General features: G+C 68.1%; 14 protein-coding genes. 7 read left to right on the plus strand and 7 right to left on the minus strand.

Annotated features, from left to right (window positions below; genetic code table 11):
* Window positions 1–44: 44 nt before the first annotated feature.
* The gene (locus CK498_RS18575) at window positions 45–1,376 is read left to right on the plus strand and encodes a hypothetical protein (RefSeq protein ID WP_095622349.1); all 1,332 of its coding nucleotides are present in this window, start codon (window positions 45–47) and stop codon (window positions 1,374–1,376) included.
* Here CK498_RS18575 and CK498_RS18580 read toward each other — a convergent pair.
* The 4 genes from CK498_RS18580 to CK498_RS18595 all read right to left on the minus strand — a co-directional run bounded on the left by CK498_RS18580 (window position 1,373) and on the right by CK498_RS18595 (window position 7,026).
* Window positions 1,373–3,712: an ATP-dependent DNA helicase gene (locus CK498_RS18580; protein ID WP_229359138.1), complete on the minus strand. Its 2,340-nt coding sequence runs from the start codon at window positions 3,710–3,712 to the stop codon at window positions 1,373–1,375. The two genes, CK498_RS18575 and CK498_RS18580, sit on opposite strands and share 4 nt — an antisense overlap.
* Window positions 3,709–5,418, minus strand: coding sequence for a VRR-NUC domain-containing protein (locus tag CK498_RS18585; RefSeq protein ID WP_095622351.1), 1,710 nt, complete (start codon window positions 5,416–5,418; stop codon window positions 3,709–3,711). The genes CK498_RS18580 and CK498_RS18585 overlap by 4 nt, the downstream gene beginning before the upstream one ends.
* 76 nt (window positions 5,419–5,494) lie before the next feature.
* The gene (locus CK498_RS18590; RefSeq protein ID WP_229359139.1) at window positions 5,495–6,475 is read right to left on the minus strand and encodes a YihY/virulence factor BrkB family protein; all 981 of its coding nucleotides are present in this window, start codon (window positions 6,473–6,475) and stop codon (window positions 5,495–5,497) included.
* Between the two features lie 29 nt (window positions 6,476–6,504).
* Window positions 6,505–7,026, minus strand: coding sequence for a retropepsin-like aspartic protease family protein (locus CK498_RS18595; protein WP_095622352.1), 522 nt, complete (start codon window positions 7,024–7,026; stop codon window positions 6,505–6,507).
* A 168-nt stretch (window positions 7,027–7,194) separates the two neighbouring features.
* Between CK498_RS18595 and CK498_RS18600 the strand changes: the two genes are divergently transcribed.
* Complete coding sequence (locus CK498_RS18600; RefSeq protein WP_095622353.1) at window positions 7,195–7,809, plus strand: flavin reductase family protein; 615 nt, start codon at window positions 7,195–7,197, stop codon at window positions 7,807–7,809.
* Between the two features lie 52 nt (window positions 7,810–7,861).
* On the opposite strand, the gene CK498_RS18605 is transcribed toward CK498_RS18600, so the two are convergent.
* Window positions 7,862–9,214 (minus strand): MFS transporter, encoded by a 1,353-nt coding sequence (locus tag CK498_RS18605; RefSeq protein ID WP_095622354.1) that lies wholly within the window; start codon window positions 9,212–9,214, stop codon window positions 7,862–7,864.
* Between the two features lie 228 nt (window positions 9,215–9,442).
* Between CK498_RS18605 and CK498_RS26625 the strand changes: the two genes are divergently transcribed.
* The 3 genes from CK498_RS26625 to CK498_RS18620 are packed head-to-tail and all read left to right on the plus strand — an operon-like array spanning window position 9,443 to window position 12,411.
* Window positions 9,443–10,846, plus strand: a complete 1,404-nt coding sequence (locus tag CK498_RS26625; protein WP_229359140.1) for a substrate-binding periplasmic protein — start codon at window positions 9,443–9,445, stop codon at window positions 10,844–10,846.
* Window positions 10,843–12,081: a GGDEF domain-containing protein gene (locus tag CK498_RS18615; protein WP_095622355.1), complete on the plus strand. Its 1,239-nt coding sequence runs from the start codon at window positions 10,843–10,845 to the stop codon at window positions 12,079–12,081. The genes CK498_RS26625 and CK498_RS18615 overlap by 4 nt, the downstream gene beginning before the upstream one ends.
* A gap of 36 nt (window positions 12,082–12,117) precedes the next feature.
* Window positions 12,118–12,411 (plus strand): sll1863 family stress response protein, encoded by a 294-nt coding sequence (locus CK498_RS18620; protein WP_095622356.1) that lies wholly within the window; start codon window positions 12,118–12,120, stop codon window positions 12,409–12,411.
* A gap of 3 nt (window positions 12,412–12,414) precedes the next feature.
* Here CK498_RS18620 and CK498_RS18625 read toward each other — a convergent pair whose 3' ends face one another.
* A complete protein-coding gene (locus CK498_RS18625) occupies window positions 12,415–13,623 on the minus strand; it encodes a toxic anion resistance protein (RefSeq protein WP_095622357.1) in 1,209 nt (402 codons plus the stop codon).
* A 170-nt stretch (window positions 13,624–13,793) separates the two neighbouring features.
* On the opposite strand from CK498_RS18625, the gene CK498_RS18630 reads away from it, so the two are divergent.
* Window positions 13,794–15,149, plus strand: coding sequence for a hypothetical protein (locus tag CK498_RS18630; protein WP_095622358.1), 1,356 nt, complete (start codon window positions 13,794–13,796; stop codon window positions 15,147–15,149).
* Window positions 15,150–15,418: 269 nt separating this feature from the next.
* On the opposite strand, the gene CK498_RS18635 is transcribed toward CK498_RS18630, so the two are convergent.
* Window positions 15,419–16,360, minus strand: coding sequence for a cobyrinic acid a,c-diamide synthase (locus CK498_RS18635; RefSeq protein ID WP_095622359.1), 942 nt, complete (start codon window positions 16,358–16,360; stop codon window positions 15,419–15,421).
* Between the two features lie 124 nt (window positions 16,361–16,484).
* Between CK498_RS18635 and CK498_RS18640 the strand changes: the two genes are divergently transcribed.
* Window positions 16,485–17,309, plus strand: coding sequence for a helix-turn-helix transcriptional regulator (locus CK498_RS18640; RefSeq protein ID WP_095622360.1), 825 nt, complete (start codon window positions 16,485–16,487; stop codon window positions 17,307–17,309).
* Window positions 17,310–17,312: the final 3 nt, after the last annotated feature.

The raw sequence follows: 17,312 nt of genomic DNA on the forward strand, positions 1-17,312 counted from the left end.
TCTTCTATACTGAAGCTCTGCCCGATCTGACTGGCGGAGCCGTCATGCAACGTCATGCCCACCGCTTCTGGCCATCGCTCATCACTGCCGCCGGCCTCGCCGTCGCCGGGGCCTGGGCTCAAGCGCCTTCCCCCGATGACGAGACCGCGCCACCTCGCCAACCCGTCGAGCGGATGACCTTCGACTGGGATCAGAGCGTCGACAGCCTGAGGGTGCTGGATCTCGACGGCCGCGATATCGACGTCGAGATAGCGCCGCAACGGGAGCCGGGGCGCATCAGCCTGAGCGTACCCACCCGCGAGCCCTTCGTGGTCAAGAGTGACGCGGTCGAGACCCGCCGGCTGACCACGCAAGAGCGGCAGGTGCTGCCGGGTGGGCTCTTCATCCCCTCCACGGCCGAGACCGACGAGGTCGTGTTGCCCCCGGGGTTGGGTATCGCGCCACTGCCGCCGCTGCCATCCACAGCGTCCACCTGGCTTCGTCTCAGCGTCGTGGCCAGTCCGGTACCTGCCATCTGGAACCCGCTGAGCAGCACCTACCACACCCGGCTGAGCTTCGGCGTCTACCCCTCGGATGCCGAGCATTTCGCGCCTCGACAGGCGCTTGAAGCGCCTGTCGAGATCAGGCTGCGACTGCGCGGCCTGACCACCCGCGAGGAACCCCCTGCCCTGCTGATCGAGGCCCCGGGGCTGGCCAACGAGCAGTCCCTGGTGCTCGACTTCATGCCCTCGACGGCGACCCCTATCCTGGAGGTCAACTCCACTCTCTCCGACGTCAATCTGCAGCTCGAGGCGCTGCCGCGGCTGGAGGTTCGTCCGGAATCGACCAGCATGGTGGGCCTCGGGCTGGCCCGGATGGCCGTCAATATCGAGCAGGTGGCGCCCCACGGTGAGCCGCTGCGCGCCACGCGCCCTACCCCGATCGCCCTGACGCTCGACGGCCCCGCCACCGCTGCCCCGAGCGAGCTGCACATCGCGCCAGATCAGTCCACGGCGACGTTCGAACTGCGCTCTTCCGGCCTCTCGCCGATTACCGTCAGCGCCGTCGCCGGCAGCCTTAGGGGTGAGGCAAGCGTCGAGCAGCGCGTGCCCTGGGGGCCAATCGTCACTGCCTTGCTGGGTGGTGCCCTGGGAGGATTCGGCCGGCGCTTCGTCAAGGGCGCGCACCGGGTGTCGACGCCGCTACGTATGCTCGAGGGCCTCGTCGTGGCGCTGATCGCCTACGTTGCCGGCGTGCTTGGCGTCGGTTATCTCGCCTTGCCGATGGCCGTGGTCGCCACCGAGGCCGGCGCCTTCCTGACCGGCGCCCTGAGTGGATTCATCGGGGTGAACGTACTCGAACGCCTCCACACCAGGGCATCGCCACACGCCGGTTAGACAGCCGGCATCCCTGACAGCCGCCACCAGGCCGGCAGCAGTGCCAGGTTGTCGACCTCACCGAAGCGATCATCGAGCAGCACCACCACGCCGCGATCCTCGGGGCCGCGAATCACCCGACCGGCGGCCTGCACCACCTTGGTCAGGCCGGGGTAGCGGTAGGCGTAGTCGAAGCCGCGTCCGAAGCGCGCCTCCAGCCGCGCCTTGAGTATCTCGTTGTCGGCGCTTAGCGGCGGCATGCCCAGGGTGGCGATAAAGGCGCCCACCAGACGCTCCCCGGGCAGGTCTATGCCTTCCGCGAAAGCCCCGCCCAACACCGCGAAACCGATCCCCCGCCCGCCGGCCACGAAGTCATCGACGAAGGCCTGGCGCGACGCTTCATCCATGCCGCGTCGCTGGCAGCGGGTGGGGATATCGGGGTGATCGCGGGCCAGACGCGTCAGCGCCGCGTCGAGGTAGGCGAAGCTGCTGAAGAACGCCAGGTAGTTGCCCGGCGCACCACGGTACTGGTCGGCGATCACCGCCACCAGGCCATCCAGTGAGTGCTCGCGATCGCGCCAGCGGGTCGAGAGATGCCGCGCCAGGCGCACCTCCAGCTGCGTGCTGTCGAACGGCGAGGCGACCTCCCACCACACCGCATCGTCGGCCAGCCCCAGCAGGTCGCGGTAGTAGTCGGCGGGGCTCAGGGTGGCCGAAAACAGCACCGTGGTGTGGCTGGCGGCCAGCCGCGGCGCCAGGAAGTCGGCGGGTATCAGGTTGCGCAGCGTCAGGGTCGCGCGCCCGCGACCGCGGCGGGTCAGCAGGCAGATCGAGTGGTCGGCGAACGACTCCGTCAGCCGGCACAGCGCCAGCGCCTCGAACAGGAACGCCTGCAGCTCATCGACCTCGCCGCTGGGGTGCTCGGCAAGGTAGTCCCCCACCGCCGAGACCGCCTGCTGCAGGGCCAGGACCAGGCCCGCCGGCAGCGTCTCCAGCAACCGCGGCGCCGCATCATCGGCGGGCGACTCGGCGGCCAGCAGCTCACGCCACTGCCGCACCACGCGCCCCAGCGGTTTGGCCAGAGCCGGCGGTGCGCGTCGCTGCACGGCGTTGCAGCGCTGCTGGTCGAGGCTGGCGCTGTACATGCCGCGGGCCCGCTCGACCAGGTTGTGGGCCTCGTCGACCAGCACCGCGACCCGCCACTCCTGGGCCTGGGTGGCGGCGAACAGCAGCGCGCTGGTATCGAAGTAGTGGTTGACGTCGCCTACTGTCAGGTCGCACCAGCGCACCAGCTCCTGCCCCAAGTAGTAGGGGCAGATATCGTGGGCCAGCGCCAGTTCGCGCAGGGTCGGCCGGTCGAGCACGCGGCCGCACTCCACCGCCGCCTGACGCGCCGCCGGCAGGCGATCGTAGAAGCCCCGCGCCAGCGGGCAGGCGTCGCCGTGGCAGGCCTTGCCGGGATGCTCGCAGGCGGTGTCGCGGGCGACCAGTTCCAATACCCTCAGCGGCATCCTCGGCGGCGCCTCGTCAGCCCCCGGCTCGGGGGCATTGGCAACGCCCAACGTCCGCAGCGCCTCGAGCGCCAAGCGCCGCCCCGGGGTCTTCATGGTCAGGAAGAACGCTCGGTCTAGCCCCTGGCGGGGCATGGCGGCAAGCATCGGAAACAGCGTGCCCAGCGTCTTGCCGATCCCGGTGGGGGCCTGCAGCAGCAGCTGGCGACCGGTGCCGGCGGCCTTGTAGACCGCCTCGGCCAGCTCGCGCTGACCGCGGCGGAAGCCTGCGTGGGGGAAGCGCAGTGTCGACAGGGCGGCATCGCGGCGGCGGCGATGGGCGGCCTCCTGCTCGGCCCAGGCCAGGAAGCGCTGGCACTGGTCGACGAAGAAGGCCTCCAGCTCGCTGGCCGTGGCCGGCTCGCTCAGACGAGTCTCCTGTCCCGAGCCGATCTCCAGGTAGACCAGCGCCAGCTCGACCCGCTCGAGCTGGCGGGCTCGGCACAGCAGGGCGCCGTAGACCTTGGCCTGAGCCCAGTGCAGGGCGCGCTGATTGGCCCCCATCCGCGCCAGGCTCCCGCGGTGGGTCTTGACCTCCTCGAGGCGCCGGGCGGCGGGATCGAAGCCGTCGGCGCGCCCACTCACCACCAGCCGTGCCCCGTCTACCACCACCTCGCCGCACAGGCTCAGTTCGCTCTCGTAGCCCGCTCCGCGCCGCTCGGCGATCAGCTGGTGCCCTTCGATGCCCTGCTGGGCGGTGGGCGACGGCGTGAAACGGTGGTCCAGGTCGCCGGCCCGGGCGGTGAAATCGCACAGCGCCCTGACCGCCACCCGGTAGCAGGGTTGTGCCGCCGGCAGCGGGTTCACGGCGCCTCCCGCCAGCGCACCTGGCACACCACCGCGGGAATGTCGTGGGCATGGAAGTAGGCCAGCCAGCGACGCTGGTTGTCCTGCAGGCGGTCGCCTGGACCCTTGACCTCGATCAGCCGGTAGCGCGGGCCCTGGAGCACCTCGGGCAGGAATTGGATCAGGTCCGGCAGGCCGGCGCGGTTGGCGCCGATATCCTGCAGCAGGCGCTCGAACAGCCGCGCCAGGTGCGCCGCCGGCAGCCACGCCAGGGCGCGCTCCAGCAGCGTCTCGTCGAGCGCTTGCCAGTCGACGAAGGGTGACGCCAGGCCGTGCTTGACGTGCCAGTGGCGGCGAATGGTGTCGCGATAGCGGCCGTCGCGCAGCTGTGCCAGGCAGGCCGAGAATCGCTCACGACGCCGGCTGACGAAGTCCTCGCGGCGCAGGTCGGCCGGCCCGCGCTGGAAAGGGTGAAAGAAGGCGCCGGGCAGCGGGGCGAAGATCGCCTCCCAGCACAGCAGCCCGAAGAGGCCACCGATCAACGTATTCTCGACATAGTGGACCGGCGCATCCGGGCCCTGCAGGTGATCGCGCACGGCGCCCTCCACGCTCGCGGCGGGGCCCGGCAGCGTCAGCGTCCACTGCTCGATGGCAGGCGCCGGCGGCGCTGGGTCACAGGCCAGCCCCAGCCGCCGGCGCAGGCGCGGCTGCAGCCGTGCCAGGGCCTGGCCCTCGGCCTCGCTGAGCGGCGGCTGCGCCTCGGCCAGGGCCAGCGCCTCGCGCCAGGCGCCGCGCCGCTCCAGCAGCCGCAGGCGACGAATGCGCGCCTCACCGCCGCCGCCAGGGTCGCCGCTGGCCGCGGCGTAGGCCTCGAGAGCCAGCTCAGGGTTGGCGTGGCGCTGCGCCTCGCGACCCAGCTGGAACAGCAGCCTGGCACGCCGCGTGGCCAGCCAGGGGCTGTCCCAGACGTCATCCGCCGTGCTCGATGGTATCTCGGGCCACAGCGCTTCGACGGCCTCGCCGGCCTCGAGGCGCTCGCGCAGGCGGTGCAACTGTAGATAGGCGTCGACCTCGGCACGCCGCTGAAAAGCGCGTGAGGCAGGATCCAGTGGCACCTGCTCGTAGCGCTGCATGCCGAGTTCGGCAAGCACGAAGTCGGCCCAGTCCTGGCGCAGGTTGCCGAAGAACATCAGCCGCAGCCGCTCGCAGTGGGCCATGCAGGTGATTCGCACGATGCGGTCCGGCGCCGCGGGCCACCACTCGCCGAGCCGGCGCGGCTCGCTCAGCCGCGCGGCCAACGCCTCGCGTAGTCGCGCCTTGCCGGTCGCGGCGGGCAGCCCTGCGGCGCGCATCTCATCGGCCAGCGCCGCGCGCAGCTCGGCCAGGCGCCAGTGGCGAAACAGCTCGTCGAGGGATAGCAGCGGCTCCTCTTCCACCCAGCCAGCGGCGATCAGCGGCGCCAGGGCGGCGGCGCTGTCACCGATCTCGGCATAGGCCAGCCGCGCGACGCGAAAGTGCTCGCCGCGGCGCATCACCATGCGCGCCAGCAGCGCCTGGGAAGGCGTCGGCAGGTCGGCAATACCGCGGATAAAGGCGCGCTCGGCGTCGCTCAGCAAGTCGTCGTAGCGCGCCGCCACCCAATCTAGCACGCAGCGGAAATTGGCCAGGTAGTAGCGCGGGTCGTCGAGGGGAGCCGCTGCCGGTGGCGCGGGCCGCATACTGTTCATTTATCCATGGTAGCAGGCCCACCAGGCTGGCGGCCAGAGCAACGTCATCGTCGTCAGACGCGCCGCACGGCGAGGGTCAGCGCTTACGCCATGAATGCGACTTGCCCAGGGTGTCGGCGGCATGGGCGCCGCGCTCCCCCATCGGCCGCGGCTCGCCAACGGTAGTGTCGTGGCGGGTCTGGCGCTCCATCTCACCGTTGAGCTCGGCGCCCACCAGCACCGTGAAGGCCGACAGCCAGAACCACATCAGCAGCACCACCACCGCTCCCAGCGAGCCGTAGAGTTCCGTAAAACTGGCAAAGTGGCGGGCGTAGAATGACAGCCCCAGCGAGCCCAGCAACCACATTAGCGTCGCCGTCACCGTGCCGACACTGAGCCACTCCCAGCGCGGCGCGCGCCGGTAAGGGGCGAACCGATACAGCACCGCGATCACCAGCATCATCATCAGCACCAGGGCTGGCCAGCGCAGCAGGCTGATCAGGGTCACCAGGGTACTGTCGAGGCCCAGCATGCCGATCACCAGCGGCAGCCCGGCGATGAACACGATGGTCACCAGGGTCAGCACGATCAGCCCCACGGTCAGCGCCGAGACCACCGTGGCCTTGTGGGCGAGGCGCCGCCGCTCGTCTTCGCCGTAGACGATATTGAGGCCGAGGATCAGTCCGCGCACGCCCTTGGAGGCGACGAACATCGCCACCACCAGGCTGCCTACGGCCGCCACGCTGAGCCCGGCGTCGGTGTTCTCGCTGATCTCGTTGGCCTGATGCTCGATGATCGCCGCCGCACCCGGTGGTATGAAGCGGCTCAGCTCGGCGATCTGACGCGTGATGTCATGGGGGTCGAGCACCAGCGCCCAGATCGAGATGATCGCTGCCAATGCCGGAAACACCGCCAGCAGCGCATAGAAGGCCACCCCGGCGGCGAGCATGGTGATGTTGTCATCGCTCATCTCGCGCTTGACCCGCCAGGCGATGTCCAGCCAGCCGAGACCGCCGATCTGGCCCGGCTGCTCGGCACGACGGCCACGCGGTGAGTGATTCGACCCCTCCTCGGTCACATCCGGCTCCTTGAGGTTGATAGCCAGGATCAGGGCTCGGGGCGGCTGAGCACCATCTGATCGCCGCTGATCTGGATATCGAAGCGGTTGAGAAAGCTCATGCCCAGCAGGGCCCTGTCGCCCTCCATCCCGGGATTGATCGAGCCGCGCACCTGGCGGGCAGTGAGGCCGCCCAGGCTGACACGGTCGAGCTCGGTGATAAAACCGTCGACGCGGCCGTTGGCGGTCTGGAAGCTGGCGGTACGGCCGGCCTCGAGGGCAAGCTGTTCGGCCAACTCGCTGGACACCGCAATATAGGTCGCCCCGGTATCGAGCAGGAACTCCACCGGCTCACCGTTGATGCGGCCGGTGGCGACGAAGTGCCCCGAGGCGTTGCGGGCCAAGGTCACCGGTTCGTCGCCCTCGGTCATATGCACCAGCCCGGCATTGGGATTGCGCCGTTCATCGAGCACGCCCTGGAACCACCAGCTGCCCATGGCCAGTATCAGCAGCCAGAACAGCAGCATCATGCCGAGCCCGGTACGCCGCACGCCTCTGCCCTGATCATCCATCGACTCACCTCCACCGGCCGCTGCCACTCCATACATAGTCGCCGCGAAGAGCGATCGGTTCCCTCCAGCCTACCAACAACGCAGCCAATACGCGTTAACTGCTGACTTTACCTCGCGTCGATTCGATGCTCGTATGGCGACACCTGCCATCGCTTGGAGACACGCATCGTGACCGCTACTGCCCTGCCCGCCGACGCCTGGGAGGCCGGCGCCCTGTACCGACTATTCAGCGGCAGCATTGCACCGCGCCCGATCGCCTGGGTCGCCAGCATCGACGCCGCCGGTACCGCCAACCTGGCGCCCTTCTCGTTCTTCAACGTGGCCAGCGTCGCGCCGCCGGTGCTGGTGTTCTCGCCGCTGCTCAACGGCCAGGCCGAGGTCAAGGACACCCTGCGCAACCTCGCCGCGGTCCCCGAGTGCGTGATCCATATCGGCGGCGAGGCGCTGACCGAGGCCCTCAACGCCACCAGCGCCAGCCTGGCCCCGGAGCAGGACGAGTTCGAGCACGCGGGCCTGGCCAAGGCCGAGATGCCGCCGCTAAGGGTGCCCAGGGTCGCCGCGGCGGCGGTGGCCTTCGGCTGCCGGGTGCGCGACATCCTGCGCTTCGGCGACGGCCCCATGGCCGGCAACCTGGTGATCGCCGAAGTGGAGGTCATCCACGCCGACCCGACGGTGTGGAACGGTCGTCACGTCGATCTCGACGCACTCAAGCCGATCGGCCGTCTGGCGGGCAGCGACTACCTGCGCGCCAGCGACCGCTTCGCGCTCAAGCGCCCCGCCTGAGCGTTGCCCCAGGCCGGGCGACCCGACACGCCCAGCAGTGCCAGCGACACACTCACCGTTCAGGCGCCTGCCACTGCTCGGCGACCCGCTGCCCGCGGGCCTGGTTCACCGCCAGGCAGATCAGGATGGCGACGATGAACAGCCCCGCGCAGAGCAGGATCGAGGCCTGCAGGCCGACCACCGACTGCAGCAGCCCCAGGCAGATGATGCCGAACACCCCAGCCAGCTTGTTGGCCAGGCCCCAGAAGCCGAAGAACTCCGCCGACTTCTCCAGCGGCGAAAACAGCCCCACCAGGGCGCGACTGGCCGACTGGCTCGAGCCCAGGCTGAGCCCCGCCAGGCAACCGACCACCAGGAACAGATGCTGCGCCTCCCAGTCGAGCCCCCACTGCGCGTTGAGCCAGGCGGTAAGCTCCGGCGTGGCCCAGATGGCGAAAATCGCCGCCACCCACAGCAGCAGAGTGCCGATATAGGTGATCTTGGCACCGATGCGATCCTGGATCAGGCCGAAGCCCAGCGCCCCCGCGGCGGCGGTGATCTGCACGATGATGAACATGATATTGCGGATCGACTCGTCCCAGCCGATCACCTGGGCACCGTAGATGAAGGCAAAGGCGATGATGATATAGACCCCGGCCATCGAGAACAGCAGCGACACCAGGAACACGCCCAGGTCGCGAAAACGGCGCAGGTCATGCAGCGTCTCGGCGACCCGTTCACGGGCAATGCGATAGTAGGTCATGCCGGCTGGCAGCGCCTGGGGCGTGCCGCGCTCCTTGAGCCACAGGAAGGTGGGGATCGCCGTGACCAGGAAGAACCCCGCGGCGAACGGCCCCACCCAGCGGATACGCTCGAAGTTCTCGGCGCTGGCCTCACCCAGCACCACCAGCGTGAAACCGGCGGCGAACAGGCCACCGACATAGCCCAGCGCCCAGCCGAAGCCGGAGATCTTGCCCAGATCCCGCGGCGGGCCGAGGTCGGGCAGGAAGGCGGCAATGAATGACTCGCCCATCGAGTAGGCGTAGTTGGAGAGGGTGATCAGCACGAACCCCAACAGCACATAGCCGGGTGCCACGAAGTAGAGCATCGCGGTGGTGGCGATAGTGGCCAGGTAGCTGACGAACAGAAAGCGCTTCTTGCTCGCCGAATAATCCATCGCCGCCCCGCACAGCGGGCCGCTAATCACCACCATCAGATAGCTCAGCGCCAGCGCCAGGCTCCACAGCAGATTGGCCAGGCGATAGTCGTCGCCGCGGTCGCCGACGATCACCGTGGTGAACAGCTCGCCGAAGACCACGGTGATGATCAGCAGCGTGTAGGCCTGGTTGGCGAAGTCGAACATCGCCCAGCCCAGTATCTCCTTGCGCGAGGCCCGCGTGCGGGGCACGACGCCGGTATGGCTCATGGGACATTCCTTTGTGAGCGTGGCTCGACAAGACTATCAGCAGCGCGGTACTGGCCACCATGCGGCATGGCAACACTGTCGATCGAATGACAGGCCAACGGTTTCCCTCTAGCTTGAAGCTGAGCTGCCGATAACCTAAATATGTGGTCGGCTTTGCTTGACGGCCAGACTCAACATGGCGAACGCCACCGCATCCTGGGATGCGTCTAGAGAGGGGGTACAGCGCCCATGATAGCAAGGCTGCTGCTGGCATTGTGCCTGGTTGTGCCGCTTTCCTCGGCTCTTGCCCTGGAACGGCTGACCTTCATCACCGAAGAGTATCCGCCCTATAACTATCGCCACGGCGAGCGCCTGGAGGGGATCGCCATCGACGTCCTCGAAGCACTGTTCGAGGTCACCGAGACCCCGCTCGACCGCAATGCCGTACACTACTATCCCTGGGCGCGCGGCTACGATCTCGCCCTTAGCGAGCCCGGCACGGTGCTGTTCTCCACCACCCGTACCGAGCAACGCGAAGCACTCTTCCAGTGGGTCGGCCCCATCGCCCGCGACAGCGTTACGCTGCTGGCCCGGCGCGACAGCGAGATTCGCCTCGACACCCTCGACGACCTGGCCACCCACGACTACCGCATCGCGGTGATTCGCGAGGATATTGGCGCCCAGCGACTCACCGAGAACGGCGTCAGCGACAACCTGCTGCGCCCAGCGATCTCCAACCTCAGCGCGCTGAAGATGCTCGAGCACGGCCGCGTAGACCTGTGGGCCTACAGTCAGAACGTCGCCTTCTGGCTGATGGAGCAGCACGGCATCGACACCCGCCAGTTCGAGCCTGTCTATACGCTGAGCGAGTCCGACCTCTACTTCGCCATCAATCGCGACACCGACCCGGCACTGGTCGACACCATGCAGGCGGCACTCGATACCCTCGACCGGCAGGGCCAGTTGGCAAGACTGACCGGTAGTGGGGTGACCTTCACCACCGAGGAGTACCCACCCTTCAACTACCTCGACGACCAGCGCCAGGTCGAGGGTCAAGCCACGCGCATGCTGCAGCGCGCGCTGGATGACACTGGCCATAGCGCCGCTTTCCGGCTAATGCCCTGGGCCCGTGCCATCACCGAGGCGCGCCTACGCGATAACCACTGCGCCTACTCGACCAGCCGCACCGCCGAGCGCGAGGACCAGTTTCGCTGGGTCGGGCCGCTGGTCAGCAACCGCTGGGCGGCCTTCGTGACCATTGACAGCCCACTGATGGCCGAGGACCTCGATGAGCTGGCAGGCCTGACCATCGGCAGCTTCCGTGAAGATGCGGTGGGCCAGCACGTCGAGGCCCACGGCATCCCCGTTACCGTGGCCAGCCAGGAGCGTGACAACGTCCAGCGCCTCGCCGCCGGGCTGATCGACGTGTGGGTCACCGGCGAGCTGCCGGCCCAGGTGCTCGCCGCCGAGGCCAACATCGAGCTGCGCAAGCTGTTCGACTTCCACGCGGCCGACCTCTACCTGGCCTGCCACCCTTCGGTCTCCGAGACCTTCCTCGCCGACCTGCAGCGCGCCCTGGACGACCAGCGGCGCAGCGGGGTCAGCGCCAGAATAGAGGCCGAGGTGCTCGAGACCCTGGGCGTCGCTCCGTGACGCGCCGCAGCCTCACCGCCAAGCAGGCCGGCCTGACCCTGCTGATTGCCATTCTGCTGAGCATCGTCGCCGGGGCCCTGGAGCTGGCCTCGGATCTGCGCACGCTGCGCGACGAGGTCCGTGAGCAGACCACCCACACCCTGCGCCTGGTCAACGGCACCGCCGCCGAGGCCGCTTTCCAGCTCAATCCCGACCTCGCCGACCAGGTCATCGACGGCCTGTTTGCCGCCGGCAACGTCCAGCAGGTGGTGATCCGCGACGACTTCGAGCGGGTCATGGCCAGCCGCGAGCTGAGCCGTGACAGCCAGGCCGGCTGGTTGATCGAGCGGCTATTCGGCGACATGCTGCATTATCGCGCCAACCTCGACTACGACCTCGGCCAGGGCAGCCCGTCAAGCAGCGTGGGCGAGATCGAGCTGAGCCTGGCGCTGGATAGCCTCGGCAACGCCTTCATCGAACGCAGCCGCGTGGTGTTTTTACTCAGCGTACTCAAGGCCTTTGCCATCGCCGCGCTGGTGGTCGTGGTGTTTCACGTCTTCATCACCCGCCCGCTGCTCAAGGTGCACACGGCGATCGCCGCCACCGACCCGCAGCGCCCCGGCGAGTGGCCGAAGCCGACACTCGGCCACCATCACAACGACGAACTGGGCGAGCTGGTGGAAAGCCTCGATGAGCTGCTCAACGCCTTTCAGCGTGGCCTGGAGCAGCGCGACCAGTTGCACCAGATCTCGACCGTCGACGGGCTCACCGGGATCGCCAACCGACGCTGCTTCGATGACGTCTACGCGGCAAGTTGGGAGAGCAGCATCCGGGAAGGCACGCCGCTGGCGGTGATCTTCCTCGATGTCGATCACTTCAAGGCCTACAACGACCACTTGGGTCATGCGGTTGGCGACGACACCCTACGCGCCCTGGCCAAGGCGCTTGCCGCGGTGGTGACGCGCCCCGGCGACCTGGTGGCGCGCTACGGCGGCGAGGAGTTCGTCTGCGTACTGGCCAATACCGACCTCGACGCGGCACGGCGGGTCGCCGAACGCATTCGCCACGCGATTTACGCACTGGAACTGCCCCACCCCGAAGCCGAGCGGGTCACCGCCAGTATCGGTATCGCCAGCGCCACCCCGGCCGACGGCAGCCTCGACCGCGAACAGCTGCTGGCCCTGGCCGACCAGCGCCTGTATCGCGCCAAGCACGCCGGCCGCGACCGTATCGTCGCCGACGACGAGACAGGCTAGACTCAGGGTGACGGTTCACCTCATAGGAGCACCATCATGCGCCCCGAGGACGATCTCTTCGCCCGCCTAAAAGCGGCACTGGCCCGGCTCGACGCCGAGATCGACGCGCTGGCCGCCAAGGCGCGCCAGGCCGGCGACGAGGCCCGCAGCCGCTACGCCGACGACCTCGAGCGTCTCAAGCGTCGCCGAGTCGAGCTGGAAGTGCGCCTGGATGCCCTGCGCTGGGCCAGCGAGGCGGCATTCAGCTCCCTGGCCCGCGGCCTGGAAGACGGCGCGGGCCTGGCGCGCAAGGCCTTTCGCGACGCCAGCGCACGCTTCCGCCAGGGCTGACGTTTAGGGCCCGTCCGGGCTAGCGTCTTCGCCGGGCTGAGCACGGTTGCCGCGCTGGTAGCGCGACACCGCCGCCCCGCCCTGGTCGGCAAGCTGCGCCAGGCGGTCGATCTGGGCGTCGAGGGCCGGTAGCGCCTCGCGCCGGTAGCGCGACAGGTCGTCGATGGCGCCCATCACCTCACTGAACGACTCTTCCAGCGTTTGCATGTCGAGCATCGCCGACGAGGCGCGGGTCTGGATGTCGACGCCCTGCTGACGCAGCGCCTTGGCGGTTCCGCTGATCATCTGCGAGGTGGTGGTGTTGAGCGCCTCGACACGATCCAGCACCAGCCGCTGGTTGGCCATCGCCAGCGCCACCGTGACCGCCACCGTCAGCGCCGAGACGGTGACGTTGATGGCCCGGTCGACGCCGCGCATCAGCTCGCGGTTGTTGCGGATGATCACCTCCAGCGCCAGCACGCCCTGCTGGCTTACCGCCTGCTGCTGCTGCAGGTCGACGATGCGCTGGCGCAGCGGAAACAGCAGCTCCTCCTCGACGAAGCGCCGCTGCTCGTCGTTCTCGTCGCGACGGGCGATGGCCTGCTGCAGCCGTGCGTCGATCAGCCGCCCCAGTTCGACCTGGCGATTGAGCTGGCTCAGCGAGGCGCGCAGCGCCTCCTGGTCGTCGCCCAGCGTGATGTTGTCGCGGTTCAGCATGTCGCGACCGCTCTCGAGGTCGGCAATGATCGCGTCCAGCGCCTGCTGGGCGTTCTCGAACTTGCGGAAGTAGCGCTGCAGGCGGCTGCCGGCACCCGGCACCAGCGCCAGCACGCGGTCCAGCGGACTCGCCGCCAGGCGGTGCTGGGCCGGGTCGAGGCTATGCATGCGACCGCGCAGGTCGACCAGCGCCTGGGCCACCGGTCCGCCATCATCGCCCTGGTGGGCCAGCTTGCGCAGCGGGGTCTGCAGCATCGCACTCTGGTGGGCGGCCTGCTGTTGCAGCTCGCGCCCCATCTCGTCCACCGCGCGGCGCTTGCGCGCCAGGTCGGCATCGGCGTCGTCGGCCAGCACATCATCGACGAAGGCCGCGGCCATGGATTCGAGCTCGGGGTCGGCAGAGGCCTGCTCGACACCGGGGTCGGCATCGAGGGCGTCCGCTTCATCGAGCTCCCGCTCGATCTCGGCCAGCGGCGGTAGCGAAAGCGGTGAACGCTGCGGGTCTTGCTCGCTCATGGCAGAAATTCCTTGCGTCTCAGCTGTCAGCCTAGATTACCTCACCTGGCTCAACGCCGATAATCGGCTGCTCGAAGCTGTTCATCTTCGCCAGAGGCTTTATGATTCATCAACGTATTGGCCTATGCCGCCGCTCCCGCATATCCATGCCCTCGCACAAGGAAGACACAGTGTCTACGTTCACGATCCCTCGTACCCTCCTCCTCGGCCTGATGCTGACGGCGGGCTTCGGCGCCAGCTATGCCGATGACAGCGTCGACGCGCCAGCCCCCCAAGTGGCAGCGCTCGGCGAACGCCTGACCGGAGAGATCACCAGCGCCGACGAACTCAATGGCAAGGACGGCAGCTTCTACCAGCGGCATCACCTCATGCTCGAGGCGGGTAGCGTGGTCGAGTTCGAACTCGGCGGGGCCCTGCGCGGCAGCCTGTCGCTGTTCGCCCCCGACGGCGAGTGGCTGGCAGCCAGCGGCGATGATGCAGGTGCCAAACTCCGCCAGCGAATCGCCGAAGACGGCAACCATGTGTTGGTCGTCAGTGGCGAGGACGCGCGCAGCTTCGGGCCCTATCGCCTCGACAGCCGACAGCTGGAAACGCGCAGCGAAGGCGATATCACCGCACCCATCGAGCTGACTGGCTGGCTGGACGGTGACAGCAACCGCTACCGGCTGCAGATCGAGGAAGCCGGCCTGTATGTCATCGAGATGCGCTCCCATGAGTTGGATGCCTATCTGGAGCTCACCGGCCCGGACGGTTTCGCCGTCAGCGATGACGACAGCGGACAAGGCCTCGACGCACGCCTGACCGCACTGCTCGATACCGGCGACTACACCCTGGTGGCGCGTGCCGCCCACGGCTATGGCCAGGGCATCTACTCGCTGGATATCTCGGCCCAGGCCATGCCGGACGATAGCGATATGCAAAACGGCGGTCCGCTGGACCTGGATACTCAGGTCAGTGGCTGGTTTTACGGTCAGGATATCGACTATCAGATCACGCTGAGCGAACGCCTCGAGGTAGTGATCGACATGCAGTCCGAGGACTTCGACAGCTACCTGACGCTCACCGGCGACGGCGTGACGATCAGCGACGACGACAGCGGCAGCGACCTCGACGCACGCCTTCAGACACTCCTCGATCCCGGCCAGTACACCATCAGCGCCGGCAGCTTCGGTTCGGGCAGCGGCCGTTTTCGCCTCGCCACGCGGACGCAAGCCGTCACCGATGACGAGGGTAGCGAACTGAGCCTGGACGAACCACGCACCGCACGCTTGGTACCTGGCGCCCGCGACCACTACACCCTGCAGATCGAGACCCCGGGCATGTACGTGATCGACATGCGCTCGAGCGAGGTCGACGCCTACCTGGAAATAGAAGGCGAGGAACTCTACCTGAGCGATGACGATAGCGGCGACGGCGTCGATGCGCAGCTGACCGTGCGCCTGGAGGCGGGCCACTATCGCGTAACGGCCAGGGCGTTCAACAGCAGCGATGTGGGCAGCTATGTGATCAGCGTCACCCAGCCCTAGGCTTCGTCTGAAAAGTCGGCGAGCGAAGGTCAGGGCTAGGCCCGTTCCCTACGGGCCCACGCACTCCCCACATCCATGTGGGTCGCAAAGCAAAAATCGGCGACAAATCGTCAGGATTGACGATTTGGGCAGCTCCGCTGCTCGCAGAGCGAGCGACAAGGATGTCGCGAGTCCAAAGCGGAATTTACGAGGTGTAAATGAGTACTTTGAGCTGATTTTTAACGCCGTATGACCAAGCGCAGGCACTTTTCGGACAAAGCCCTAGTCCCTCAGTCGCTGCTGCGCCCGTAACGCTCGGCACGTTCGACGAAGCGGCGCAGCTCCTCCAGGGCCAGGTCGGTACCGCGCGAGGCCTGGGGGCGCTGGGTCTCGATACGCGCCATGGCCACCGCGGTATCGTCAAGCACGGTCAGCGCCGACTCGTTACGCGCCGCCAACTGCTTGAGGCGCCGCTCGGTGCTCTCGAGCAGCTCCAGGCGCCGTTTGAGTGCCACCCGCTCCTCGACGCTGAGCTGGGCCTGCTTGGCCAGCCGGCGACGCACGAAGCTCTCATCCACCCCCACCACACCGCTGGCCTGGGAGGCCATCGAGGTCAGGTTGTCCACCGCCCCCAGGCACACCTCGCTGACCAGCTCACGAGAGCGCTCGAAGGCCAACTCACCGCGTTCGAAGCGCCCGCCGAGCACGCCCATCACGTGGCGGTAGCGGCTGTACAGGCGGTCGGCCTGGATCGCCAGGTCGGGGCGATGCACGTCGAGCAGGCGCTGTTTGGCGGCACACAGCGAGCGCACCAGGTCATCGGCGTCCGCTGGCGGCCGCGCCGGGTCGAGCACTGCCACGCCGGCCTCGTAGGCGCTGCGCTCCTGCTCGGCCCGCTGGCGCTCCGCCTCACGCGCCAGCTGGGCCTGACGGCGCCGTTCGCCGCGTCGTGCCCACCAGCCACGCAGCCGCCGCTCCAGCGGCAGCGATACGGCGATCGCCCCCAACCCCGCCAGCCAGCCGATCAGGCTCGGTGAAAAGCCGCCCCATAGCGATGTCAGCCACAGCAGCACGCTCACGAACGGGAACAGCAGGCAGTAGCGGGCGATGACCTGCCAGCGGTTGGGCGAGGCCAGCGGCACCGCCAGACGCGGGTTGGCCAGCCCCACCAGCAGCCACGGCAGGCAGGTCATGAACAGTCCATAGGAAAACCCCTGCAGAAATCCCAGCATCGACTCGTGGTCCTTATCCCGAGGGCAAGCAGTCTCGAGTGTAGAGTAAGCGTGTCGCCAGGATAAGAGGCCAACGCAGCGTGATACGCTCAGGCTTCGTCAATCAGTACTCCCCGGACCCGACATGCCCCACACCGACCTGCTCGCACGCCCCGAATGCCTTGCCTGGCACCAGCAACTGGCGCGCCTGCTGCGTGGCGTTGCCAGCGTCGACTTCCCGCGCCAGCTGGATCACTGCCTGCGCGAGCTGGTGGCCTACGATACAATCCTGATCAACGCCTACCGCGGCCGCCGCCGGCCGCTGCTGATCCACGACGACTACCCCGAGGCCCAGCGCGAACAGGGCATCGAACGCTACCTGAGCGAAGCCTACCTGCTCGATCCCTTCTTCACCGCGGTCAGCGACGGCCTCGACCACGGCGCCCAGCGCCTGCGCGAGCTGGCGCCGGACCGCTTCGAGTCGAGCGACTACTACCACCGCTACTACCGCGACCTGGGGCTGCACGACGAAGTGGGGCTGTTCGCGCGGGTCGACGAGCAGGTGGTGATCGCGGTATCGCTGGGCTTCGGCGGCAACTCGCCGCCGCTGACGCGCCGCGCGCTGCAGGCGCTGCGTCACCTGGCGCCGCTGGTCGAGGCGCTGCTCGAGGAGTACTGGAAGTGGCAGGGCGGGCAGTTCCAGCAGCGCCTCGACGAGCGCGAGCCGGTGGAGGCGGCCTTCGCCAGCTTCGGCCGCGAGGCGCTCACCGCCCGCGAACAGGAGATCGTACGGCTACTGCTGGCCGGCCACTCGACCAAGTCGGCGGCCCGCGCGCTGGATATCAGCGACGGTACCGTCAAGGTGCACCGCAAGCACATCTACCAGCGCCTGGCGGTCTCCAGCCAGACGCAGCTGTTCCGGCTGTTCCTCGATCACGTGGCGCTGGTCTCGCGCCAGCGTGGGCGCTGACTC

It is taken from the genome of Halomonas salipaludis, assembly GCF_002286975.1.
GTDB classification, from domain to species: domain Bacteria; phylum Pseudomonadota; class Gammaproteobacteria; order Pseudomonadales; family Halomonadaceae; genus Franzmannia; species Franzmannia salipaludis.

Bases quoted from the DNA above. Each gene is read 5' to 3' on its own strand.
- CK498_RS18575 (WP_095622349.1), top strand. From the start codon at position 45: ATGCAACGTCATGCCCACCGCTTCTGGCCATCGCTCATCACTGCCGCC.
- CK498_RS18585 (WP_095622351.1), bottom strand. From the start codon at position 5,418: ATGAACAGTATGCGGCCCGCGCCACCGGCAGCGGCTCCCCTCGACGAC.
- CK498_RS18595 (WP_095622352.1), bottom strand. From the start codon at position 7,026: ATGGATGATCAGGGCAGAGGCGTGCGGCGTACCGGGCTCGGCATGATG.
- CK498_RS18605 (WP_095622354.1), bottom strand. From the start codon at position 9,214: ATGAGCCATACCGGCGTCGTGCCCCGCACGCGGGCCTCGCGCAAGGAG.
- CK498_RS26625 (WP_229359140.1), top strand. From the start codon at position 9,443: ATGATAGCAAGGCTGCTGCTGGCATTGTGCCTGGTTGTGCCGCTTTCC.
- CK498_RS18620 (WP_095622356.1), top strand. From the start codon at position 12,118: ATGCGCCCCGAGGACGATCTCTTCGCCCGCCTAAAAGCGGCACTGGCC.
- CK498_RS18625 (WP_095622357.1), bottom strand. From the start codon at position 13,623: ATGAGCGAGCAAGACCCGCAGCGTTCACCGCTTTCGCTACCGCCGCTG.
- CK498_RS18635 (WP_095622359.1), bottom strand. From the start codon at position 16,360: ATGCTGGGATTTCTGCAGGGGTTTTCCTATGGACTGTTCATGACCTGC.
- CK498_RS18640 (WP_095622360.1), top strand. From the start codon at position 16,485: ATGCCCCACACCGACCTGCTCGCACGCCCCGAATGCCTTGCCTGGCAC.